The sequence below is a fragment of the Streptomyces cinerochromogenes genome, from assembly GCF_014648635.1.
Taxonomy (GTDB): domain Bacteria; phylum Actinomycetota; class Actinomycetes; order Streptomycetales; family Streptomycetaceae; genus Streptomyces; species Streptomyces cinerochromogenes.
Genome location: NZ_BMRM01000028.1, coordinates 24,588 through 50,752, shown reverse-complemented (window position 1 = coordinate 50,752; position 26,165 = coordinate 24,588). Strand labels below are relative to the sequence as shown.

Annotated in this window: 2 protein-coding genes (1 of these 2 only partly in view); both read right to left on the bottom strand. The window is 75.9% G+C overall.

Annotation, left to right across the window (positions count from 1 at the left end; genetic code table 11):
- Nucleotides 1-68: 68 nt before the first annotated feature.
- Nucleotides 69-728: a type VII secretion system-associated protein gene (locus IEZ20_RS36235; protein WP_189306769.1), complete on the bottom strand. Its 660-nt coding sequence runs from the start codon at nucleotides 726-728 to the stop codon at nucleotides 69-71.
- A protein-coding gene (locus tag IEZ20_RS36230) for a DUF8616 domain-containing protein (RefSeq protein ID WP_189306767.1) crosses the window boundary here: on the bottom strand, nucleotides 725-26,165 show its 3' portion. The gene runs 24,197 nt beyond the window's last position; the window shows 25,441 of its 49,638 coding nt (coding positions 24,198-49,638); the start codon falls outside the window, past its right edge — the gene reads right to left on this strand; its stop codon occupies nucleotides 725-727. The genes IEZ20_RS36235 and IEZ20_RS36230 overlap by 4 nt, the downstream gene beginning before the upstream one ends.

Genomic DNA, 26,165 nt, shown 5'->3' with positions numbered 1-26,165 from the left:
AGCGCCGACCGGACTGCCGCGGGGGCGAGCCGGGGCGGCGCTCCTCCCCTCCCCCGGCTCCCGGCGCGTCAGACCGCCGGCCGTTCCCCCGCCGCCGCCCGCCTCAGCGCGTCCGTCTCCAGCAGCAGACTCGCCGCGCCGCCGGGGTTGAGCAGCAGGCGCTGCTCCGGCTCCAGGAGGTCGAGCAGCAGGGTGACCGGCACGGCCTCGTAGGCCAGCCGTCCCAGGGCGTCGACCTGCGCGGCGGAGGTGTGGACGGGGATGACGGGGATGCCGTCCGGGGTGGCGGCCAGGAGCGGGCGCCCCTCGGGATCGACCGGTACGGCCACCTCGGCCTCCGCCAGGCGCCGTGTCACCTCCTCGGCCGGGCCGTAGCCGGTGACCGCGAGCTGGACGGCCTCGTCGACCTCGTCGGTCGGCGGCGGCCAGCCGCGGGCCGACGGCGAGGCCCGGTACTCCTCGTTCTCCCGCCACTCGACGATCTCGCCCGCCGCGTCCGTGCGCCACTCCCCCCGCACCGCCCAGGACGGCGGCGGCCCCTCACCGGACCACGCCGGGTCCACCATGCCCAGCCAGTGATCGGGTGCCCGCTTGGCGGCCGCGCGCAGGTCGGGCGGTATCCCGGGGGCGTCGCGCGGGTCACCGGCCGCCCGGGAGTCGTCCTGCGGTGGCGTGCCGGACGCTTGTTCCGGGCCGGGCGCCGTCCATGGGTCGTCGGCGTTCGTCATCGGTCTCCTCGGTGTCGGTCGTCGTGGTGACGGCTGCGGGGCCGGAGTCTGGTACCGGAACGGGGCCGCCGGTCCGGGGGCTGCTCCGGGCGGCGGGCAGGCGCGGGTGCAGGCGCGGACGTGGACGCGGGGTCGGCGGGCTCGGGGCGTCCGGAGTGGAAGGCCGGCCACGCGACCTCGTCACGGTCACTCGGCGGTGCGAGCGACAGCCCCAGGTCCGCGCGGGCCGTGGGTGCCTGGACGACGCGCCCCGTCTCGTCGTTCCCCGCACCGGAACGCAGCACCGTCACGACGGCCTGCCGGCGCAGGTCCTCACGGCTCACACCCGGGTCCTGCGGTGCGTCACGGCTCGCCGACCGCCCCCGTGGCACCACGGAGAAGTGGGAGTCGTCCATGACCGCGACGGTGCCGGCCCCGCTCTGGAGCTCCCGCAGCGTCTCCTGCACCACCTGCCGCAGCTCGGCCAGGACCGCCTCGCCCCGGCGCAGGCTCGTCCGCATCGCCGCGTCGGCCCGGCCCGGCAGGGGCAGCACACCGCCGTTGCCCCCGGCCTCGACCCGCACCCGCGGCCAGGGCAGCCCGGACCGGTGGTCCGCCAGAGCCTGGTGCGCGACCTCCCGCGCGAACCGGTGCGCCTCCGCCCGCTGTTCCGCCGACAGGCCCTCCGCCTGCTCGGCGAACCGCACGATGTGCCGGGACACAGCGGCCGGCGGACGCGCCGGCGCCGAGGGCGCCCGGGGGGCGGGCACCGCCTCGGACGGCACCGGCCGGGTGTGCCGCTCCCCGTCGGCCGCGGCCCGCTCCACCGGTGCCGCCCCGCCGGACGCCTCCGACGCGGTCGCCCGCGCCGGTCCGTCGGCGTCTGCCCGCCGGGGCCGGAAGGTCCGCCACTCCGGAACCTCGTCGCGGCTCTCTGCCACCAGCTCCAGGGTGCCGATCGCCCTGCTGCTCGGCGCGTACACCACGCGGCCGATTTCGTCGGCCACCATCTGCGCCACGTTGCGGCCCGGTTGCGCGGCGTCGCCACCCGTGAGGCAGGAGACCAGGACGACGGGGGCCTCCGCCGGCAGCCGGCTGAAGCTCGGCCGGCGCTTCAGGAACCGGCCGAGATTGGTCCCGTCCACCCGCACGGTCCCGGCCGTGGTGGGCACCATGACGTGCCCGGGGGCGCCGTGAACCAACATGAAGTACGGGGTGACCCCCGGCAGGTCACGCTTCCACGGCAGCTTCCGGACCGAGTCGGGCCGGGGAACGCGGCTGCCGTCGACCCGGTCCCGCACCCGGGAGGACTTCCGGCTCCCGAACCTGGTGGCCTGGTTCCCGAAGGGATCGGCCCAGTCCTCCCGCGGTACCCAGGCCCGTCCCAGCGGCCTGTTCTGCTCGTCCTGGATCGTGTACTGGACGATGTCCGTCTCGGCGACCGGCCGGCCCTGCAGCGTCGTCAGCCGCGCGGGCCCGGGCGGGAGCACGTCGGCGCGCGCCTCTCCCGTCCGGCTGACGAGATCGTCGGGCAGGCTGCGCAGCCACCGTGCGTCCGGCTGACCGCCGCCGCCCGTCACCACGGTCGGCCGGCCCGCGCTGTCCGTCGAGAGCCCGGGCCGCACCTTGCCGGTGTACGACCACACGGTACGGCCCGTGCGGGCGGCGATGAGCCGCGGCAGTTCCAGACCGCCCGCGCCGCCGTGTGACATGACCAGCACCACGGGCACGTCGGCGGGGAGCGCCTGCACGTCGGCACGCGCCGCCAGGTGGTCCGCGAACTCCTCCGGACGCATGGACTGCGGGTCCGTCGCCGTCCGTACCAGGACGGACCGGGGCGTGCCGCCGGCGAGGACGAAGAACGGCACCGGTGCCGAGGCGGAGTCCCACAGGGCGGCCTCCCCCTCGTCGCCGCCCGGCGCGACCGTGTCCAGGGGACGGGCACCGGGCTGCCGGAAGTCCAGGCCCAGGGCGCCGGCGTCCGTCACGACCGTCACCGGGTCGGGTACCGGAACGCTCCTCTGCCACCGCGTCAGGACCCGACGCTCCGCCACCGCCGGTCCCGGGACCGGCTCCGGTGGCACCGACCGGCCGGTGGGCTCCGCGGAGGACAGGACGGCGAAGCCGTCATCCGGCGTGGCGCCGGCTGTCACCGGTACCTCCGTGCCGCCCTCCTCGTCGTCGGCGAGCGTGACCCGGTCGTCCCGCAGTCCCGGTGCCGCGTCCGTGTCCCGGCCCACCGCCGGACCGGTGGACGGCTCCGGGCGCACCGGCGGGGCCTCCTCGCGGTCCGGTTCGGTGAGCGCGCGGGGCCCGCTCGGCGTGCCCGCACCGCCGGGTGCGGGTTCGGGCCGCGGACCGTCCTGCGGGGCCTGGTCGTCGGCCGTCAGGTACGGGGTGAGGAGTGCCTCCGTTCGGGTCAGGATCCCCTCCAGCCGGCCGGCCGTGCCGTCGTCGAGGTCGTGGGCGTCGCGGACCGCGCCACGCAGCGCGTCCAGGACCAGCCGGGCCTCACCGGCCGTGTGCTCCGTGACCGGCCGTTCCGCCGCCTCCCAGGCCCGGTACAGCAGGTCGGGCAGGCCGGGGTGGAGGGGGCCGAGACGGCGTTCGGCCTCGGTGCGGACCGCGTGGTCGAGGGTGAGGCCCGGCTGCCAGGACGCCCGGTGGAGCGCGCCCAGTGCGGTCGCGTCGAGTCCCAGCTCCTCGACCGCCCTGCGGGACGACGGGGTGAGCAGGCCGGCCGCCTGGGCGCGCCCGGCGGTCAGCGTGCCGTCCGCCTGCCGGGTCCGGGGGTCGAACGGGTACACGCGGCCGAAGGGTTCCGCCCAGCGGCTGACGGTCCGGCCGTCCGGGCCGGTGACGTCGACGCGGACCGGCAGGTTCAGCTCGTGGGCGACGTCGCGGACCAGGTGGTCCACGGACAGCGCGGTGAACGGCACCAGCAGCGGCAGGCGGGCCGGGCGCGCGGGGAGGTCCTCGCGGGCGGTGAGGGCATCCCGGACCCGGTTCACCTCCCTGATCACGGCGTCGACCGAGTCGTCAGCGGGGCGGGCGGTGCCGGAGGTGTCCGTGCCCGGCGGCTCCTCCCGGCCGCCGTCGAGCAGGCGCTCGTACCGTGCCAGGCTCTCCGGTGTCCCGGCGCCGGGGTCCGCCGAGCGGGCGGCGGCCAGGTCGGCGCGGAGGGTGTCCACCGCCCAGCGCAGCACGGTGCGCCGGGCGCGGGCCTCCAGGGCCGCGCGGTCCAGGCGGAGCACCGCCGCGTCGAGCGGGCCGGCGGCCGCGTCCCGGACGCCGCGGGCCACGGCCTGGTGCAGCCGGGCGGGAGTCATGCCCGGTTCGTCCGCGGCCTGCTCCATCAGCGCACCGAGGTCGACGGCGTGGGCGCGGTCCAGGGCCGCCCAGCGCCCGGCGCCGAGGGCCGGCGGGAGGGGCGTCCGCCGCAGCCGGTCCAGCAGCTCCTCGACCTCGGCCTGGAACAGCTCCGCGTACACGTCACCGGTGAACGGGTCGCTGTGCAGGGTGTCGCCCTCGGTGGTCGCCCGGCCCACCAGGTTCCGGACGTAGCTCTCGGCCACCAGCCGGTAACGCCCGCGCAGCCGCACCAGGTGAACCGGTCCCTGCTGCTTGATGTGCTGCTCGCGCCGGTAGTTCTCGGTGCCCGCGCCGCCCAGGTTGCTGCCGGTGTTCCAGGACGCCGACGCGCCGCCCGACCCGGTGTACGGCGGGTAGGCGTGGCCGTCCGGTGTCCGTGCCGGGTCGTGCGGGGCCAGGACGCCCGCCGCGGAGGTGCCCGCGCTGGCGGAGGGGCGCCAGCGGTCGTTGCTCGCGCTGGCCGTCGTACCGCTCTGGTGCTTGGTGTAGCGGCCGGTGCCGGTGCCGTGGACCGGGCCGAGGACCTCCAGGTCGAACAGGTCGCCCTCCAGGTACAGCCGGGCCCGCCGTGAGGAGTGGCCCGGCACGAAGAGGGTGTCGGTGAGCAGGTGGCGTCCGCCGGCCGTGGCCGGGAGCAGGTGGTTGGTCAGGTGGCCGCGGCTCATCAGCTGCCGGACGGTGAGGCTGGTGCGCACCCGCGCGCCGTCCGCGTCCGGGCCGAAGAGCCGGGTCATCAGCCGCAGGGCGGCCGGCAGCGCGTCGTCCAGCAGGACGCCGGTGACGTACGCGTCGCCGGGCAGCGGGGGCAGCGGCCGCAGGTCGCGGTCGGTCCGCGGTCCGTACAGCGGGTGGAACTCGGCCAGTCCGCGCGGCACCTGGAGGTCCAGCACGCCGGAGGCGGTCGTGGTGCCGGTGGTGGGGCGGCCGGTGGACAGGACGCGGGAGAACCTGGCCAGCAGGTTGTTCAGCGGCCGGCCGGCCATGTCGAGGAGGGTGACGGTGGCGGTGAGGTCGAAGGGGAAGCGGGCCACATAGGTGCCGTTCCACGCGTACGCCGTCTGTTCCGTGGTGCCCGTCTCGGCCCGGGTGACGCCCCGGTGCGCTCCCTGTCCGACGCCGATCCCGCCGCTGTGGGACGTGTGCGCCTCGCCGGCGCCGAGCCGGCCCGCGGTGAGGGCCTGGGAGACGTCCCGTGAGGTGCCGGCCGCGGTGCTGGTGTAGCCGTGCCCGTAGTTCTCCAGGCCGGTCTCGGGCCGGAAGTCACGCACCTCCGGTCCCGCCTTGAGGGCGACGGACAGGTTGATCGCGACGATGCCGGTCGTCAGCCAGCCTTCGGGGGCGACCAGGTGGAACGTGTGGCCGTGGGGCGAGAGCAGGTCCTCCAGCATCGCCGAGTCACGGCCCTCCGCCAGCAGGGACTGGAGGAAGTTCGCCTGGAGCCGGCCGATCCTGCGCCCGTCGCCGGTCCACAGCTCCGGCCGGGAGGTCAGCAGTCCGGGCGCGACCCGGTCCACCAGCTCGCGCACGATGTCGTAGGTCGACCGGCCGTCGTCGTAGCCGAACGCGTGCACCCCGCTGTGGCCGAGGATCCGGCCGCCGCGGTCCTGGCGGGTCAGGTACTCGGGGAAGCCCACGTCGGGGAAGCGGCTCTCGGGTTCCCTCAGGTCGTGCCGGAAGCGACGGTTGAAGGCGGTGCGGGTCCGCTCGTCGAGTACCGGCAGGCCACCGTTGTCGTGCAGCCGGGCCAGCAGGCCGGCCAGGTCCCGGCGGCTCGCCTTGAGCGCGTCGAGTGCCTCCGGGGCGTCGGGGCCGTCGGGCGCGTCCAGCACCCAGCGCGACAGGACGCCCGCGACCGTGTTGCCGCTGAGCCTGACCTTTCCGTCGTACCAGCGGTTCATGACGTCGACGAGCTGCTGGTCGGAGACCGGCAGGACGTCCCTGGCGTACTGCTCCAGCGCGTCCGGCTCGGACAGCAGGTAGAGGGCGGTGCGGCCGGTGACCTCCTGCCGGTCCGACCGGTGGGTGCCCGGCAGCAGCTTCGCTGTCTTCTCCAGGCGGCTGCGGACCTCGAAGTCCACCTCGGTGCGGTAGGCGTACGCCCGGTTGAAGTCGAGCTGGATCAGCTCCTTGGCGCCGGTGCGGCCCTGGCTCGCGGAGGTGTTCCACTGCCAGTTCCGGGAGGCGCCGGCCTCGCCCTGGACGGACACGTCGCCCGCCGCGCCGCCGACGGTGACGCCGGCCTGTGCCCAGGACACGCCCGCGGACGACGTGTCGGTGGCGTTGGTCTGGGTCATCCACAGCTTGATCACGCCCAGGACGAACTTGTCCGGGGTGGCCCCGGCGAACACGGAGCGTCCCATGCGGCCCCGTACGTCGATCGCGCCGAAGGTGTCGCGGAAGCCGGTGTCGACGAAATGGTCGCTGGTCAAGCGCCCGTTCAGCGCCTCCTTCAGGTGGGCCCGCAGGTAGGTGGTGCTGAGGGACGAGGTCAGTTCCTGGTCCGCGTGCCCCTGCGGGCCGGTGAGTTCGCCCAGTACGGTCGTGGCCGCGTCGTACAGGCCGGTGACGTCGACGTGGTAGACCACCGCACGGTCGAGCACCGAGGCGGGCGTGCGGCGCAGCGACGTCGTGCCGGGGTGGTCGAGACCGCCGAGCGGCGGGAGGTAGGCGATGGTCCGCTGCCCGGAGAGCGTGATCGGCCGCGGGTCGCGCGCACCCGGCCGGATCCGGCCCCGCAGACCGCTGTGCTGGAGTTCCAGGGTCGCGGTGAGGTCGATGTACAGGGCGTGCTTGTGGACGGTGCCCGGGTACTCCAGCAGTTCGGGACGGTTGTTGAGGTAGGAGACGCCCTCGGTGGCGCCCACCGAGCGCCGTACGTCGAAGCCGGTGACGGCGCCCCTGAGGTGGCCGGTCAGGCCCTTGAGCCGGAAGCTGAGCCCGACCGACCTGCTGCCGCCGCTGGAATGGCCGCCGGTGTCCATGCCCATGGCGAGGTTCACCACGGCCACCTCGTCGGTGGCGCCGAGGTACTCCGGCGTCCTCTCCTCGGACCTGGACGCGCGCAGGGTGATCTTGACGGCGTCCAGGTCGAGGGTGGTGCCGAGGGCGCCACGGCGCCGGTACATGGTGATGACCAGGCCGGACTGGTGCAGTTGGTCGTAGTGCGACTCCAGTCCGCGCAGGGAGATCCACTTGTTCAGCTTCTCCTGGTTCTCCAGCAGGCTGTCCAGCTCGTCGGCCTGCGTCCACCAGCGCCCGCCGGCCAGCGGCGTCGACTCGTCGGCGGGCAGGAAGCCGAGCCGGACGAGTTCCCGGGCCAGCCCGTCCCGCAGGGCTCGCACCGTGCCCTCCTCGAACTCGACGATGCCCATGCCGATGCCGCGGCCCTCGGCGACGTGCGGCGGTACGTCGACGTGCTCGTCGGGGCGGGGGACGGTGCCGCGGATCCGGTCGGGCTCGTACGGCACGGTCCGCGCCGGCGCGGGAGTGAGCGCCGCGGCCTCGGCGGCCCCCGCGCCCGGGGTGTCCGTGGCGTCCGTGGCGGCTTCGTCGTCCGTCGACAGCGCCTCCTCGTCCACCGGGAGGCCGTGCCGGTACGCCTCGGTCTCCCGGACCCGCACCAGGCCCCGGCCGAGGACGGAAGGCGTGGCGACCGGCTCCGCGTCACCGCGCACCGCCACCAGGGCGTAGTGGAGGAACTCCAGCTCGTAGGCGTTCGTGTGCTTGGTGAAGCGGGGCACCACGACCCACAGACCGGTGCGGCCGGCGCTGTTGCCGTCGGAGTTGGACCACGTCATCGCCAGCGCGGCGCTGACACCCAGGCCGAAGTCGGGGTGCGTGAACGGCAGCGGGGCCAGGTTGAGTTCCGCCGACGGCAGGCTGACCGTGGTGGAGTTGCCGATCGTGTGGCTGCCGCTGGTGCCGTCGATCGCGGTCCTGACGTTCTCGATCGGGGCGTTCTCGCTGGTGGCGCCGACCCGGGTGCCGCGGGAGTACCGCACCGTGCGCACCTGGACGGTCGCGACCGGCCTGCCGTGCCGGTCGTGCAGGGCGAAGGCGTAGCCGGCGGCGTCACCGACGGCCTCGTCCAGGTGGGCGTCGAGGTTCCACAGCTTCTGGAGCAGCTCGTCGCGGGGCACGCTGCCGACCGGCAGTTCCAGCCCCTGCTGGTGCGCGGCGGCGACGATCCGGTCGAACAGGGCGGGCAGGCCGGTGAGGCCGGACGCGTAGTACACGGCCGGGAGCCGGTGTTCGAGACCGCCGGTGCCCGTCGCGACGACCTGCTCCGGTGCCTGCTGGAGGTAGTGCTCGGGCACGTAGAGCAGCAGCCTGTGGTCGCCCTCGGTCGCGACCCGGACCGGCGGCACGTCCTCCCAGCGGCGCCGGGCCTCCGTGCGGACCCGCACCGTCCAGTGCGGCCGGTAGGCGACCATCGTGGAGTCGGCGTTGGCCAGCTCCACGTGACCGCCCTCGGCGTCGCCCACCCGGCTGGTGGACCGGCTGGAGGCGTTGGCCGTGCCGGAGACGCCCGCGCCGACCCGGGCGACCTGGAGCACGCCGGGGCCGAGGCCGATGCCGTACGAGAGGGAGATCCCGGCGCGTGTGGCACCGGTCGGGCCCGCGTGGGTCTCCACGTGGGCGCCGGTCAGGTAGGAGGCGTTGATGGCCTGGTTGGCGTGGAACGGTTCGGGGGCGGTGTCACGGGTCGGCACCAGGCCCAGGGGGCCGGACGGCACGTCGGCCCCGGACTCGCCGGACACGGCGTTCTCCGGCCCCGACTCCGGCCCCGGCCCCGGCTCTTCCGGGATGGTCTCCAGCGCCGAGGGACCGTCGTACGACCCGTCCGGCCGGGTGACCGTCCTCGGGTCCCGCGGGTCGAGCGTGATCAGCGCCTCCACGCCGCCCAGCGGGACGAGCAGGCCCGCGTTCGCGAACGCGCCCTCGCCCGGCACCAGATAGCGGTAGTTGCTGAGCAGGCGCTGCGGCAACTGGGCCCAGACCGTCTCCGGGACGCTCCGTCCGGTCTGCCCGACCAGGCTCCGCAGGGTCCGGACGACCTCGGGGACGTACGGCAGTCCGGCACGCGGAATGCCGATGGTCCGGGCCGCGGGGTGCACGTCGAGGGGTTCGCCGAGCGCCGGGCCCCGGGGGACGCCGGTGGGCCGGGGCGGCGGGAAGAGGTGCGGCAGGGCCTGCTCCAGTCCGCCGGCCAGACGCCCGTCGCGGTCCAGCGGGAGCATGGCGTACAGCCCGCCGGGCACCTCGATGCGCAGCGCCCGGCGGGCACCGTTCTCCAGCTGGACGACCGCCGTCACGCCCAGCTCGTGGTGGCGGTAGCGGCGGGTGGCCTCCCGGTTCTCCTCATGGGTACCGCCCGCCTCGAAGCCCTCCTTGTGGCCGGTGCGCACGCCGTACACGTCGAAGCCCAGCCGGTCGAAGACGCGGTGCCCGTCCGCGCTGCCGCCCGCCTCGGGGCCGAGGGAGATCACACCGCCGCGGGAGCTGCTCTGCTCGCTCTTGGGGCTGGTGTGGTCCTGCTGGTACCGGCGCGCCTTGAACTCGACGCCCTCGACGGGGCCGATCACCTTGGCCGAGGTCAGCTCGAAGCCGACGATGACGGTGCGTCCGCCGACCGGCACCCGGTAGCGGTGTTGCAGCAGCTCGGCGATGTTGGCGCGCAGCATCGTGGACGAGGTGTGGTGGTCGTAGTTCATGCCGGCCGTGGTCAGGGGGTCCAGGCCGGTCAGCCCCCACGTCTCCGGGCGGTCCAGGTCGGGTTCGCGTACGGACGTGAGCGCGGCGGCCTTGGCCCACCGCTGCACGGCGTGCGCGGCCGGCACGTCCCACGCGTGGATGTAGTCGGTGAGCGCCTCCGGCGGCGGCGCGGGCCGGTCCTCGACCGGCGCCGTCCAGCGAGGCGTCCCCTGGGGCCGCACCGGTGCGACGACCGGCGGCACCGGCTGTTCCACGGGGAGCGTCAGGTGCGTCGGGACGAGCAGCCGTACGTCGCCGGTGACCGGTGCGTGGTCGCCGAGGCCGTCGTCCTGCCAGGTCCACACCCGCACCGGGTCGCTCCGGCGGGCCGCGCCGCGACCGCGCAGCAGCGCCGCCACGCGCAGGGCCGCGTCCCGCACGGCCTGCGCCGGCACCGCCAGCGCGGCGGGCGGTTCGGTGGTCGCACCCAGCCGGATACGGAAGGTGAGGTGGTGCTCGAACTCCTCCGAGCCCTCCCGGGTGTTGGCCCGCGCGATGTCGACGACCTGGCGGGCGGTCTCGTGCGACCGCTCCCGGCTCATGCCGTAGGACGCCTCGATCTCGGTGCCGCCGTGGCCTTCGTGGTCGCCGATGCGGGTGCGGGTGCTGAGGCCGGCACCGGCGTGGAAGGAACGCTCGCTGCCGCTCTTCTCCTCGGTGACCCCTTCCGAGCGCAGGGTGAGCCTGACCTTCGGGCGGGAGCGGTGGGCGTGCGGCGCGGCCAGGTCGGCGGTCACCATGACCCACACGTACCGGGTGCTGCCGAAGGGGCCGCTGACGGGGAACCAGCGGGCGACACCGGTACCGGTCAGGGCGGTGTACTGGGTCTGGAGCGCGTCCGAGGAGAAGGTGACGCCGAGCGCCCGCAGCAGGTGCTCGCGGGCCGACCCCTTCCTGCCGAGCACGCCGCGGCCTTCCAGCCGCGCCACGATCGTCTTCAGGACGTCGTCGGCGCGCAGCCGTTCCACGTGGGCGGCGCCGGGCAGGGGGCGGCCGAGGAGGTGGGTGCGGGCCAGTACGCCGGGCGTGGACGCCGTGGACTCCCCCGGCGTGGCCCGCACCTGTCCGGGCTCCGGTGCGGACTGCGGCGGCTCGGTCGGAGCGGGGCCGCTCTCCGTCCGCGCGAGGTGCGAGGGGCCGGCCTGGGGCGCGTCGTCCGGCACGGTCCGGGCGGCGTCCTCGGAGGCACCCGCGGTCCCGGGCCCGGCGGTCGCCGGCTCGGCGGGGGGCGGCAGCAGGTCGGGCACGCGGCGCTCGGGCACCAGCATCTCCAGCCCGTGCTCGACGCGCAGATAGCGGACGAACTCCTCCTGCTTGCCGCCCTTGGTGCGTCGCACCAGCACCTGGAGGACCGGGGTCGCCTCGACGACGTGCGTCTCCTCCCGGTACGTGGCGCGGCTGATCTCCACCACGCCCCGCATCCGTTCCCGGCCGCGGCCCCGTCCCCAGCGCACTCCGGCCTGGGCCAGCGCGACGGCGCGCAGCCCCGTTCCGCCCTGTCCGTGGCTCCCGTGGGCGGGGGCCGTCTCCTCGCCCTCCTGCCGGGCCAGGACCGAGCCGCCCTCGTGGTGCGCGCCGCCGCTCGCGAGGGCCCCGACGCCGAACTGCGGGCCGATGTTCGCGCTCAGGCCCGCCTGCCAGCCGCTCTTCTCCGCGCGGGCGTAGCGGTCGGTCGACTGCGCGTACTGCTCGATCTCCGTGTCGCCCGCGGTCCTGCCCAGGTCCTTGCCGGAGAACGCGCGCAGCCGCAGCCGCACCTCGTAGCTCCAGCCGTCGCGCTTGGGCAGCACGGTGCCGTGTCCGTCCGGGCCGGTCAGGACACCGAGGCGGGCGGCGAGCGCGGTGGAATCGGTCAGGGCCGACAGCTCCGCGGGCCAGTTGGCGGAGTCGGCCAGCCATCCCGCGGGCAGTCCGGCGAGCCGGGCGTAGCCGGTGGCCGCCAGGTGCGTCAGCTGCGGCATGGCGAGGAAGGCGGGGTACACGCCACCGGTGTGGCCCCGCGCGAAGTCGACCTCCGGCTGCCCGGTGGGCCAGGCGCGCAGGTAGGTGGTGCGGCCCAGCTCGGCGATCCGGGCCGGGTCGCGCGGCTCGGCGGGGGCGTTGTGCCGGGGCACCACGATCGTGGTGGTGAGGTACGGCCGTTCGATCCACCAGCGTTCCGCGGGACGGCGCCGGTCCGGGCGCTCCGGGCCCAGCGACAGCTCCCAGACCGTGCGGTAGACCCCCTCGTCGACCTCGCCCTCGACCTCGGTCCGGCGGTAGACGGTGTTGGCCGTGGTGAACTGCTCTTCCTCGGACCGTTCGAAACCGCCACGGGCCGTCATGCCGCCGACCCGCAGCCGGGTGGAGCCGCCGAGCGGCACCAGCACGCCGCCGCCCGCGCCGGCCTCGGCGCTCCACTCGGTGCCCCGCCGGCCCGTCACCGTCTCGGTACGGGCGGCGCGGGCGTTGACGGTCATCGAGTAGCTGCGCCCGGGCGTGCGGTCGAGCAGGATCGCCTTGACCGACGCGCGGTAGCGTTCCCCGCCCACGGTGACCATGTGCACGGTCTCCTCCAGCGGCAGCCTGCCCTCCAGGGCGGGCCTGCCGAAGTGCAGGCCGAGCTGCGCCTCCACCGCCGCCCAGTCGGCGGAGCGCCGCACCGCGGACGGCACCATCTGCTTCAGTGCCCAGCTCAGCTGGTCCAGGACGACCTCCGAGCCCGCCATGTCCACGGCCATGGCGAAGCCGAGGCCGCGTCGCGCGGCCAGCGCCGGCGGCTCGGCGGGCCCCTCCTGGGCCCCGTCCACCGCTTCCGGCGCCCGCCTGTGGGCGGGGTGCAGCTCTCGCGGGGGCTCCATCGACCGTACGGGCGCGGTGCCCGACTGCCGCAGCAGTTCCCGAACCGGGGCGGAGGTCTGCACCGGTTCAGGCCGGTCCGTGGCCGCGTCGGGCTCCAGGCCGGGGGTGCGGACGGCGCCCAGCACCCGCTGCTCGAAGCCGGCCGCGCCCCGCCCGTCCCGCCAGGGCAGCCCGATCTCCGCCTCGGCCGTCTCGGACACCGTCCCGATGCGCGGGTGGGTCGGGGAGTCGACGGTGACGGTGAGCCGCAGCCGGGCCCGGTAGCGGGCCTGTGTCTCACGGAAGTTGAGGACGGTGTGGCCCAGGGTCTGCGAGGTGACCGTGAGGCCGGCGCCGGTGCCGCGGTCGAAGCCGACGCCGAACAGGGGCAGCAGGCCCTTGGCGGCCGGGTCGGCGGCCCCGTCGGTGACCGGCATGGCGAAGCCGTACGCGTTGTAGCCGAAGGAGATGCCCGCGCTGCCGCTGCCCGACCTGCCGACCCCCCGGGCCGTACCGCCGCCGAGGTCCTCACGGATCTGGACGCCGTCGGTGGTCCCGGCGAACTCCAGGGCGTCGATCTCGGCCCGCACCCGCAGCCGGCCGCGGAACGACCGCCGTCCGGCGGCGCCGGGCACATGGATCTCCCCGGAGATGTCGCCGTTGGTCATCCACCACCGGCCGCGGGTGCGGGCGGCCCGCTCGTTGAGCAGTTCCCGCGCCTCGGTCATGAACCGTTCGGCCGTGCCGGCGCCCGTCCCGGCCCCGAGCACCGCCCGGTGCAGCGCCGCCAGCAGCGGCCCCATGTCGACGGCGTTCAGCACGACCCGGTCCGGTCCCAGCCGGGCCTCGCCGGGCGGGAGCGCCGCGGCGGGCTCGTCCATGGGGGGACGCGGCGCGTCGACGCCGGTGTACTCGCCGGGGAACTCCACCCGCAGACCACGGTCGTGGACGGCGTCGGGGCGGTGCCGGACACCGTCCACGTAGACGTCCACCCGCACCCCGGCCAGGAACGGCTTGGTCCCGCCGATGAACAGCGTCCGGCCCGAGATGGCGTTGCGCCGCTGGGTCTCGGAGCGCCGGGCGGCCGACTCCGCCCGCAGCTGCGGTACGCCGAGGATCATCGCGGAGGCCACGGCGGAGGCGGTGCTGAAGCCGAGCAGCAGGGCCGAGTCGGCGCCGAGCGTGCGCTCGCGGTGGCGTTCCCCGCTGCCGCTGGTCGTCGCGAACCGGACGCTGTACTCGCGTACGGCCGACTCCCGCTCGTCGGCGGGACGCAGCTCCGCGAGGAGCGGACGCAGCCAGACCAGCCGGCCGTGGGAGACCAGTGTCACGCCGTGGGTGAGGAGGTCCTCCCAGGCGTGCCGGTCGGTGGTGGCCAGCAGGGTGTGCAGCGCGGTCTCGACGTCACCGGCGAGGTTCCGGTCCGGCAGCCCGGCGGCGACCTGCCGGGCGAAGTCACGGGCGCCCGCGTCGTCGAAGCTGCCGGTACCGCTCACGGAGGCGTGCCCGAGCGGGCCGTGGTCGAGGTACCAGGGGTACTCGAGGCGGGGCCGGAGGATCTCGGCGGCGTCGGCTGCCGCCACGGTCCCGGCGGCCTCGGTCCCGGTGGCTTCCGCGACCTCGGGGGTCCCGGTGGCTTCCGCGACCTCGGTGGGCGGGAGGGCGGACGTCCCGGCGAGGAGGGCGTCCGGCCGCGCGGCGAGCGGGCGGAAACCGCGCGGTGTGCCGCCGGAGAACTCCTCGTCGGAACTGTCGGTGTCGGCGCCGCCGGGGGCTCCGAAGGACATCTCGCCCAGGTCCTCGTCCCCGAAGTCCTCCTGGAAGTCGTCCTGGAAGTCCTCCCCGGCGTGCGGCACCCGGGGAACGTGCACGGTGACCGTGGCGCGGCTGAGCAGGGCCGCCCGGTCCTGCCCGGTGGCCAGGTCGTCCTCGGACAGCTCCCCGCCGCGGGAGACGGCGAGGACCACGACGGGCTCCCTGGTGCCCGTGTTCTCGTACCCGAGCGCGGCGGCACGCCGGGCGAAGGACGCACGCAGCAGCGCGGCGACCGCCTCGGCACGGCGGCGGCCGGCGTCCAGGCCCAGTCCGTCGGCACCGGTGCCCGCCGCGTAGCCGGTCACGGTGACCACCGGCCGCAGCAGCGGGTCGGAGAACCCCGGTACGGCGTCCGGCGCGACCCGGGCGGCCAGCCCCTCGACCACCGGCAGCTGGTCGGCGGGCACCTCGCCGGAGCCGTCCGGGAACACCACGGTGGCGGCCACGGCGGACCGGGGCCGGAACGTGCGGTAGTCGCCCGGGGCCGCGTTGTCGCCGACCTTCACGTAGGGCCGGGGCGTACCGTGCTCGGCGATTCCGCTGAGGTCCACCTCCCCGGTGGGCGCGTACACCGTCGTGCCGAGGTGGTCGGCCACCTGCTGGGCGAGGCCGTCGTCATGGGCGCCCACCTCACAGGCGACCAGCACCACACCCGCGTCGGGGTGCCGCGCCCGCAGCTCGCGCAGACTGGGCCGGCGCCGCAGCATGTCGGCCACCTCGGGCCCGAAGAGGGGCCGCTGCCGGCCCGCCGCGTCCTCGACGGCGAGGTAGGCCGCGTCGGCGTGCGACGACACGAAGTAGTGGCCGGCGCCGGACCACGGCGCGGGCTCCCGGACGAACGGGTCGTACGGGAGCCGCTGCCGCATGAAGACACCGGTCGTGGCCGGGTCGTACAGCGCCCAGGCGGGTGCGCGGTCCGCCCATTCGGCCGTACCGAAGTAGGCGCGGCCGACGACGGTGCCCGCGTCGGAGACGATCCGGTGGGACAGCGGCTCGCCCTCTTCCGTGGGCGCGGCGTTGAGCAGCCGCGGGTCGGGGCGGCGGTACCCGTACCCGTACTCCAGGTCCCGGTCGTACCCGAACTCGTCCTCGTCCTCCGCCACGTCCTGGGCCGGCCGGGGCGCCGGTGCGGGGGTGCGGGGCACGTGGACGGTGACCGTGGCGCGGTGCAGCAGGGCGGCCGGGTCCTGGGCTCCCGCCAGGTCCTCGTCCGGCACGTCCCGGCCCCGGGAGAGCGCGAGCACCACGACGCCCGCCGCGCGCTCGGCGCCGTCCTGTCCGAGGGCGGTGAAGTGGTCGGCGAGGGCGTTGCGGACGGCCGTGGAGACGTTGTCGGCCCGGGTCTGGGCGGTGGCGATCCCCTGGAGGTCCGTGCCGCTGCCGGGGGCGTAGCCGGTGACCGTGACGACGGGCTTGAGCAAGGGTGTGCCGATCCCGGACAGCACGGACCGGACGACATCGACGGCCAGGTCGTCCACGACCGTGAGCTGGTCGGGTGTCAGTTCGCTGGAGCCGTCGGCGAAGGACACGGTGGTCGCGGCGTCGGGCCGGGGGCGGAAGGTGCGGTACTCGGCGTCGCCCTCGTCGCTGTCCAGCCAGGGGCGGGCGGCCTCCCCCGGGGTGCGCATGATGGCGACGGACGTGGTCGGCCCGTACACGGTGACGCCGAGGTGGTCCGCCAACTGCTGGGCGAGGCCGTCGTCGAAGGCGCCGGCCCCGCAGGCGACCATGACGACGCCCGCCTGCGGGTTCTGCGCCCGCAGTGCCCGCAGGCTGGGACGCCGGCGCAGCATCTGCGCCGCCTGTGCGCCGTACAGGTACCGCTGGCTGCCCGTGGCGTCCTCGACGGCGAGGATCCCGCCGTTCCCGTGCGCCGACAGGAAGTACTGCCTGTCCCCCGTCCACGGAGCCGGGCGTTCGGTCTTGTCCCACTGCCCGGTCTGGAAGTAGGTGGCCTCGGAAGCGGGGTCGTAGGCGGCCCAGTGCCGCGCGCGGTCGGCCCAGTCCTGCTCGTTGTGGTAGGCTCGGCCGACGACGGTGCCCGCGTCGGAGACGATCCGGTGGCTGGTGACGTCCTCGTCCGGCTCGCGGAATCCGCCCAGCGGGGTGCCGCCCAGCAGGCGGGGCCGGGTCCGGAGCTGCTCCTCCGTCAGCGGCTCCATCGTGGACCCGGATTCCAGGTCCGCCGTCGCGGCCTCCGCGTCCGCCACGCGGCGGCGGGCGGCCGCCACGCGTTCGACGGCCGCCGGGTGGGCACCCGTGCTGCTGTGCTCCTCCAGAGCCCTGAGCGCCGACTCGGCACGGAACAGTTCGGTGTTCGCGGAGGCGTGCTCCTCCCGGGCCGCGATCTCCTCGTCGGGCGAGACCCGGACGGTGCCCGGCGGCCGTTCCGCCTCCTGCTCGTCGTCCTGCTCCTGTCGCGCCTTGCCCTTGTCCGCCGCGGGCCGCGACCTGTCCTCTCCGCCGTCCCGGGCGAGGAGCGCCTCCAGGTTCTCGACGGGCACGTAGAAGACGGCCGCCTCGTCGCTGACCGTCACGTCGACCGCGCGCGGTCTGCCGGTCGCCGGGCGGTGGACGATGTGCCAGGTGATCGAGGTCGCCTCCACCCGGGAGAACGTCCGGTCCCCCTGCCGGACCAAGGCCCCGCCGGTGACCGCTGACCCGCCGGCCGCGTGTGCCATCCGGGCACCCGAACCGGCGGTACCCGCGGCGCCCCTGAGGGAGCCCTGGGCGTCCTGGACGGTCGTGCCGGGCAGCGTGCCGTCGCCGTCCTCGCGCGGTGCCGACGCCCGCAGTCCCCGGATGTCCGCGCTGATCTCCAGGTGTCCGGGCAGGTCGGCGCTGGTGCCCGGCACCGTCACCGGCTCGTGCAGGGTGCCCTGCGCGGCGAGATCGAGGAACCACCGGCTCAGGTAGGGCGGGCTGAAGATCGCCGCGATCTTGGACCGCAGCACGAAGAGACCACCCTGCCAGGAGTTGGCGGCCGGGGAGGCTCCCGTGCGGGGCCCGCGCGTCGCGAAGAGTCCTTCCGTCGCCGCCCGCAGCGCCGCCAGGTCGCCGACGGTGCCCAGGTACGCCTCCCGGAGCGGCTCCGAGGTCAGGCGCACTCCCTGTCGTGTGTACTCGACCGGCGCCTTCGGCACCACCAGGGCCGGCGGGCGCGGGGCCGGAAGCGGCCGGGGCTGGGTGAGTTCTTCCCGGTAGCCGAGGCGGAGGGAGTCGGGCAGCACCTGCGTGGCGAGCCGGTGGTACTGGTGCCGTCCGATCAGCGGCAGGCCGATGCCGATGGCCGGCGAGGACGCGCTGAGCGCCCAGTGCAGGTCCAGGCCGGCGGTGATCTCCACGTCGAACGCGGTCGTCCACGGGCGGGCGGCGTGCTGGAAACCGGTGCTCGTACGGTGGCCGGTTCGCGCCTGTCCGCCCGGAGTGGCGGCCTGGCCGACCGCGGGGACGAAGCCCGACACGGCGCGCTGCGGGGCGTCGGAGTCGATCAGGGCCAGCTGGTCGGCGAGGGCGGGCTGCCCGGCACCGTCCTGGAGCGGGGTGCTCGCACGCTCGACGGCGCGCTGGCTCCGGCCTTCCAGGACGTGGCCGCCGGGCTCCTGGCCGAGCGCCCGCGGATGGGTGAGCCTGGCCGTGAGGGTGACCCGGGCCGTCGTCGTCCACAGTCCGCTCCGGTGGGGCACCAGGATCGGCAGGCCCGCCAGCATGGTCTCCAGCAGGGCCTTGGTGCCCTGGTGGGCGGCCGTCTTCCACAACTCGGCCGCCACCGCCTCGGCGTGCTCCGGGGAGAGCAGCTCGCGGATCCTGGGCAGCAGGTCCCGGACGAACGGCCTCAGGTCGGGGACCGAGAGCAGCGCGGCGTGGTCGAAGCCGTCACCGCGCAGCACGTTGGCGGGGGCCAGCGCCCGGGCGGGGGCCGGTACGGGTTCCTGCTCCTGGGCCGGTTCCGCCTGCGCTTCGGCCGGGGCGGTCACGAGCCCGCGGTCCAGGGCTGTCTCCCGCTGCAGCAGCGCCAGTCCGGGCGCCGTCACCGGGTCGCCGGTGACCTCCCGCTCGGCCGTCCGCCGGGAGCTGGAACGGCCGAGGAGACCGACCTGCCGCTCCGTCCAGCGGCGCACCGTGACGTGGAACGTGACGGGTGCGTCGGCCCACACGTGCGCGCCGGTCGTGAGGTCGACCCGGTCGCTCTGCCCGCTCGCGGTGCGGTCCCCGGACACCCGGCCCCGGCGCGTGTGCCGGAACTCGGGCCCGGAACGGTTGAGGTCCGGCAACTGCCCCTCGACGGGATCGCCGTCCGCCGACGTGCCGGGGGCGAAGGACAGGGACGTGCCGACGGACGCGTACAGGGACAGGCTGTCGTCGGTCTCCACGTGCCGGACCAGGGCGGTGCCCAGGGTGTGGTCGTAGTGGTAGGCGTGCCCGCTCTCCCCGAGCGCGGTCAGCGGGCCTGCCGTGGCCCGCACCGACACCTCCGCCCACTGCGGCAGGCCGAGGGAGCTGCGGCCGACCGGTCGGGTCCACAGCGGGTACGGGGCTCCGGCGAAGTCCCGTACCCGGGGCGCCAGTCCGGTCACGGCGGTGCGCAGCGAGGCCTCGTCGAGGGGGGCCAGCACGGGCACGCCGGCCTGCCGCAGCAGATCGGTGATGTGCGGCAGCAGGTGGTCGGTGCGCACCATGTGCAGGGTGTCCTGCGGCAGGCGGCCGTCCCCGGGGGTCCAGGTGGGTGCCGGACCACCGCTGGTGGGACGCGGTGTCCGGACGGCGGCACCCGTGTCGTCGAACCTGCTCTCCAGGTCCAGGGTCCGGACGGCGCGGCCGTCGCCGTCGTCCTCCATGACCAGGTCCTCGGAGACGAGCAGTCCGGCCCGGACCGGCAACGGTCCGGAGGAGACCGGATCGGCTGCCGTCTCCCCCCGGCCGGTGAGGCGCTCCACGGTGACGTCGAACCGTACGGGTCCGCTGAACTCGGACACCCACAGCGATCCGCCGCCGGAAGCCCCGCCCGCGTGGAAACCGCCGGCCTCGGTGACCGATCCGCTCCAGCTGGCGCCGGGCGCGAGACGGCCGCCGGCTGCGTCCGCGGCCGTGTCCGCGAGCAGCCCGGCCAGCGGCACTTCGACGCCCGCGGCGAGCTTCCACAGCCGGGTCGCCGAGCTGGTCAGGTCGTAGTACGAGCCGTAGTAGACGTCCATCTGCCCGCGCCGGGAACGGACGTAGGCGAAGTCGTCCGGGTCGAAGGCGGCGCGGACGGTGACCCTGATGTGTTCCGGTCCGGCCGGGCCGGGGCGGGTCAGCACCAGGGCATGGCCCTGACCGGCGAGGTGGTGCATACGGCGGGTCAGGCCGGTCTCGCTCAGGGCCTCGTCCAGGATCAGCTGGTTGCGCACCTGGTGCCGCTCCGGCGCCGCGGGCCGCCGGAGCAGGGGGCCCGCGGCCTCGGGGGCGGGGACGTCTCCCCAGGGGTCGCGGGTCGTCAGGAAGCCCGGGAAGTGGTCGTGGACCAGTTCCAGCACGCGCAGACGCACCCGTTCGGCGGCTGTCGCGTCGAGGTGGTCGACACGGCTGGCGGGCGGCAGCCAGTCGCGGAACAGCGCGGGCAGGCGCAGGGTGCGGTCCGGGGCCGTACGGGCGGCGGTGTCGGGGTCGGCTGTGGCGGCGACCGAGGTGTCGGGGGTGGCGGCGGTGGCGGCCAGCACCTCGGGGGCGGCCGGGTCCTGCCGCCGCACCGCGAGGCGGTCCGCGTCGGACACGAGCATGCGTACCCGGGCGGTGAGCCAGGTCTCCGGACCGCCGCGCCCGCCGAGTCCCCGGGTGTCCACCCGGACGTCGAACTCGACGACGGTGGTGGGCTCGTCGGTGTAACGGAGCCGGTTGAGTTCCACGCTGCCGGCCTGCTGGCCGGGCCGGGAGAACCGCACGGTGCGCACGTAGGACAGCGAGGGCAGCGGGATCGGGAGCCCCACGGCGGTCGTCACCAGGGAGACGGCGTCGGAGACACCGGTGGTGGAGGCGTCCCACTGGGTGGCCGGCGCGCCGACCGCGCCCAGGCGGACGTCGTCCGCGTCGGCCCGCGTCAGCTCGTCGAGGCCGGCCACGACGCGCGGGTTGTGGAAGGAGGCGCGCACCCGGACCGCGTCGGGCCGGCCGGTACCGGAGAACACCGGCACCGACCGGTATCCGCCGGCGGCGGCCTGGTGCAGTCCGGCCATCAGGGTCCGCACCCGGGCGAAGGCGTCGAGCGTCTCGAAGGCCGGGGAGAACGGATCGGACAGGGCCGGGTCCACCGCGGCGAACACGGCGGCCCGGTACTCGGCCGCGCCGCTGACGGACTCCAGCCACGAGACCGGCGGCAGGGCGATCGGCGCGCCGACGGCGGCGGGGCGGGGCGCCCGGCCGGCCGGGTCCCCGTGGTGGTGTGCGGCGGCCGTCGGGGCGCGGCCGTCCCGGACGGCGTCCAGGGCCGCGCGCAGCCCGGCGGTGCCGGCCTCCGGCGTGCCGGACCACTCCTGCCACAGCGCGGCGGTGGCGTGCCGTACGCCGTCGGGGCGCGGCAGTTCGCGTACGGCCTCGCGCGGGTGGCGGGCGTCGAGGGAGCCCTCGACGACGGTCTGCCACCGCCGCGGGTCCTGGCCGCGGCTCTGGACCACGAGGTCGACGCCCACGTCGTAGCGGAAGTCCACGGCCCGGTCCGAGGACGGCCGGAGGGTACGGGTGGTGCCGAAGGTGGAGGAGACGGTGAAGTCGGTGGTCTTGCCGGACCCGACGAGCAGGGTCCGCAGTGCGGCGCCGGCCGTGGCGAGGGGCGGTACGAGCGCGAGCGCCTGCGAGAACGGCAGGGCGGTGGCCGCGTCGACACCGTGGTTGACCGCGCGGTTGGCCGAGGCCGTCTCCCGCCAGTCCAGCACCTGGGGGGTGCGCCGGTCGCCGCTCGACCACGGGGTGGTGCCGGTGTCCTCGGCGAGGGGTGCGCCGTGCGGGTCGGTGAGCTGGGTCCAGTCGCCGAGCCGCAGCCGGACGGTGACGGCCACCGGGCCGCCGGGCAGCCCGAGCACCACGGAGACCCGGTCGGCGACGGCCTGGCGCAGGACTTCGGCGAGGCCGGCGTTGTCGAAGTACTCCGCCAGGGCGTCGGCGGCCCGCTCTCCGGACCGCTCCGGCAGCAGCGCCAGGACCCCCTCGCGGATCGCCGTCGGCAGCCGGTCGTCGGCGAACGCGTACGTCTCGGCGCCGGTGCCGTGCCGGAAGCCGGCGGACACGGTGTGGGCGGCCGGCGCGAAGACCAGGCCGGCGTCGCGGCGGTCGCGGGCCCGCGCGGACGTCTCGGCGGACGGCACGGACGTCCCCGTTGCCTGCGGGGGACGAGCCTCCGCGGGCTGCGCGACGGGACCGGGCGCGGTCTGCCCTTCCTGCGAGGCCGGGGGCGGGGCCGCCGCGGAGGCGGGTCCCCCGGCGGACGCGGTGCCCCCGGTGGTCACGGGGCCCCCGGTGGCGAGGAGCGTGTCCAGGCTGGGCACGGCCTCCGGGCGCGGCTCCAGCAGGGCGTGGTCGAGGCGTTCCGCCTCCGGGGTACCGGGTGTGGCTGCCAGCCGCACCACGTCCTCGTCGGACCGGTCGCCGGCCGGGGAGGCCTCGTCGGTGCCGTCGGGGACGTCGACGGTCCCGTCGCCCTGGAACGTGGTGCCCGCCGTGCCGGGCAGCGCGGTCAGCCAGCCCGCCCGGCCGCGGAACGGCTCGACGTACAGCCGGCCGGAGGACCGGAAGCCGACGGCGCCGGTCGGTCCGGTCACCGGCATCCCCAGGCTGTCCGCCAGGCCCTGGACGTACGGCGTCTCGGTCAGGGCGCCGGGACGTCCGGTGTAGCAGACGACGGTCACCACGGCGCTGTCCACGCGGTCCACCGCGCCGCGCCGGAACGCCTCGAATCCCGCCTGGCGGCGCAGCAGGGCCCCGGTCTCCTCGCCGGTGAACTCCACCGAGCGGCCGTCCCGGGTGTGCAGGCGCACGGTGGCCCCGCCGACGGGGCCGTGGGCGACGAGGAAGTGCCTGGGGGCGCCGCCGCCCCACGGGTTGGTGCCGGTGACGCCCGTGTCCCCGTCCGTGGCCCGCCCGGCGTGGAAGGAGGTGGTGTCCGGCAGGGCACGGAAGGCGGACTCGGCCCGGGCCAGCTCGCGGGGGCTCAGCGACACGTGGCCGATGACACGGCCGGTGCGCAGGTCCGCGAACGGCGTCATCAGCAGCGTACGGAAGTGGAACAGCTCGCCGGTCACCGACCGGACGTGGTCGCCCGGGTCGTCACCCCGGTTCCGGGGCACGGCCGACGAGGCGTCCGGGTCGGGTTCGACGCGCATCCAGTGGCCCGTGGGCAGGTCGCCGTCCGCGTCCAGGACGGTGCGTATCTCCAGGGCCCCGAAGGCGTTGCCGACCAGGTCGACCCGGCCGCTGTGCGTCCACACCGTGACGCCGGCCCGGTCCGCCACCGCCCTGGCCAGGTCCAGGCCGTACCTGGCACCGTCGTTCGTCACCAGCCACAGCGGGCGGTCCGCGACGCGGTTGCGGGCGGCCAGCTGTGCGAAGGCGTCCAGCGACAGCCGCACCCGCTCGCCGCCCCGGTGGCCCACCACGGCGGGGGCCTCGGGTGCCACGCCCGGGTCGAATGTGAACCTCAGCAGGAAGCCGTCCGGCGGCGTCAGCAGACGGGACGCGTCCCCGCGGTCCTCGTGGGGGTCGCCCAGGTCGAGTCCCACGACGGCGCCGGAACCGTCGAACAGGGGGCGGACGTCGAGGGCCGGCGGAAGGTGGCCGTCCGGCACCGGGGAGGCGGGGACGGCCTTTTCCGCGCCGTCCGCGTCGCCGCCCCGCACCGTGGACGGCCCGCGCCCGGCCGACCGCCCGGGCGCGTCCAGCGTGATCACGGACTCCCCGTAGGCCCCGGTGTCCAGCCCCAGGTCGCGCAGGGCGCCGCGGGTCTCCTCCAGCCGGGCCCGCGTCCTGGGCAGCACACGGGTGTGGTGGGCCGACTGCGCCGCGTTCTCCTCGGCCAGGGCGGTGTGATAGCTCACCAGTGCCTCGGTGAGGCGGGACAGGTCGGCGTCCACCACGGGCGGCGGGGCTTCGGCGGGCCCTGCCGCCGGGGCCGCCCCGGTGTCCTTGCGCTTGCCCCTGCCCTTGCCGGCGGCGGCCCGGGCCGCCGCCGCGTCCGCCTCGGCCCGCTGCGCGGCTTCGCGCACCAGTGCCAGGGAGGACACCAGTGCGGGGTGGTTGCGCACCGCGTCGAGGTCCAGCGGTCCGTCGCTGTACCGGCTGCTGTGTCCCTCCCACTTGTACCGGTTGCCCTGGCGCGCCGTGCTGACGGCGTACACGAGCACGTCCACGCGGCCGTCGGGCGCCAGCACGTAGGCGAACGAGGCACCGCCGCTGCCGCTGTCCAGGTGCACGTGCAGGGCGCGGTTGACCCGTACCTCGCTCTCGCGGGGCCGCAGGCTGCCGTCGGCCACCCGGCGCAGCACCGTCCGCTGTGCCTCCGTCAGCCGGTCCGGCCGTACGTGCCGGGCGTAGACGAGCCGGTCGCCGTACTCCCAGCTGTCGGGCCGCAGCGGGGCGAACGCCGCCAGGCGCTCCGCGACCCGGGCGGCCTCCGCCGCCTCGCGGCCCTCCCGCTCCGCACGTGACCGCGCCCAGACCGGCCGCGCCACCTCGGCCACCCGGTCGTGGTAGTCGCCGTCCAGCAGTACACCGGTCCGGTCCAGCCAGGTCCGGAAGTCGTTCTCGAAGTGCTCCAGTCCCGCCTCGCCGGTGCGCAGGAACGTGCCGAACGCGTGGTCCGGCCAGAGTGAGGGGTTCTGGCTCAGGTCGTCCGCCACGGTCGGTGAGGCGATCAGCAGCGGCAGCAGCTCCGGGTTCTCGCCCAGCGCCCTGACCACCACCCCGCCCGCGGATCCCAGCAGCAGCTCCGCGGCCTCCGGCACCGAGGCGAGCGCCTGCGCCCAGACCGATGGCCGGGCGGGCCGCGGGGCCGTCTGCCGGCCGGTGGGGCCCGGCCGTGCCGACCGGTCGCGGCCCGCGGCCTCGGGCCGACGCTCCCGGGGGGCCGTGGTCGTCCGCGCGGGGGCGGCGGCACCGGACACCGCGTCCGGCAGCGCCTGTGGTGAGGCGTCCTCGGCGAGCTGCCGGAAGCGGTCGGCGTCCTGGGCGAGGGTGCGCAGCGCGGCGGTGAAGCCGGCGTTCCGCGACGCGGGCCCGTGCCACTCGGCCGTGGCCAGGAAACGCTCGGCGAACGCCGGACGGTCGTTCAGGAAGTGGGTGAGATCCGCGTTCGACAGCAGTCGCCGCAGCTCCGCCGCGGACGTCTCCTGCGGTACCGGCGCCCGGTCGGCCAGGACGCGCAGCAGCGCCTCCCGTGAGGCCAGCCGGCGCGTCAGCCGAGCGGTCAGTGCCTCGGCGACGACCCGGCCGGCCCGCGCCGCCCGCCACAGCGGACCGTCCGTCCGTGCCTGCTCCAGCAGGCCGTGGCCGCGCAGCAGCGCGTCCGTCAGCCACGGCGCCTGCCGCAGCTCCACCGCGATCCGCGGCTGGTCCGTCATCGCCTCCGCGAGACCGCGCACCGCGGTCAGGGCCAGGCGCAGCCCGTGCCCCGCTCCGGCGAGGTCGCCCGCCACCTCCGGCTGCCGGCGCAGCAGCCGGTGCACCGCCGGGCGGCGCGCGAGCAGCGCGGGGATGCCCTCGTCCGACGCGAGTGCCGCCACCAGGGCGGGAGCGGCCAGGGCCGTCCGGGTCAGTTCGGTGTCCCCCAGTACCGTGCGCACCTGCTGCGGGTGGGCCGACAGCGCGCGCCTGAGCGGCCTGTCGCCCAGCAGCGTCACGTAGTCGTCCTCGTGGGCGAACAGGTCCGGGTTGTCCGCCAGGGCCTCCGCCATGCCGGGCACGACCCGGAGCATCAGCAGCAGGTCCGGCTGCCGGGCCAGCGCCTTCACCATCGCAAGGCTGCTCACCGCCGCCCGCACCGTCTGTGCGCCCCGGTCCTGCCGCAGCTCCTGCGCGAGCTCCTGCCGCAGCGCCCGGTCGGTCACCAGTACGTCACCGATCGGGCCGTGGTCGGCGACGACGCGTGCCACGTCCTCGCTGTTCACCAGCAGGTCGCGCTCGGCACCGCGGGTGAAGTGGGCGAGGGCCTCGGGCCGGTACAGCAGCACCCGGCTCAGTTCCGGGTTCCTGATGTAGGAGGGGATGGCCGAGGGGGCGTTGAGCAGCCACTGGCGGGTGCCGGGCCTGTGGAGGAACACCCGGTAGAAGTAGTCGGAGGTGCGCAGCGCACGCGTCAGCTCGGGATGGTCGTGGACCAGCGGCAGGACGTTGAGGGACGGGTCGAGGAGCAGGTCGACCAGTGCGGGCCGGGCCTTGAGGGTCTCGAACAGCTCGGTGTTCCGCAGGAAGCCGACGGCGAACGCCTCCCGGGTGGTGGCGAGTCCGAGGAGCGGCCGGGCGTCCGGCCGGCGGATCGCCGTGTTGACGGTCAGCAGCCGTTCGGTCGTCTCCGGCGTCAGACCCAGTCGCCCGGACCACGCGCGGAGTTCGTGCGCCGCCTCCTCCTCGGGCCGGGAGAACAGCCCCGCCAGCCGCAGGTCGCCGTCCTCGAAGGCGACGCCCTCCCGGGACAGCACGGGTTCGCCGGTACTCCTGACGGCGGCCAGCAGGTCG

What these genes read in the sequence shown, in the direction of transcription:
- IEZ20_RS36235 (WP_189306769.1), bottom strand. Translation starts at nt 728, where the DNA reads ATGACGAACGCCGACGACCCATGGACGGCGCCCGGCCCGGAACAAGCG.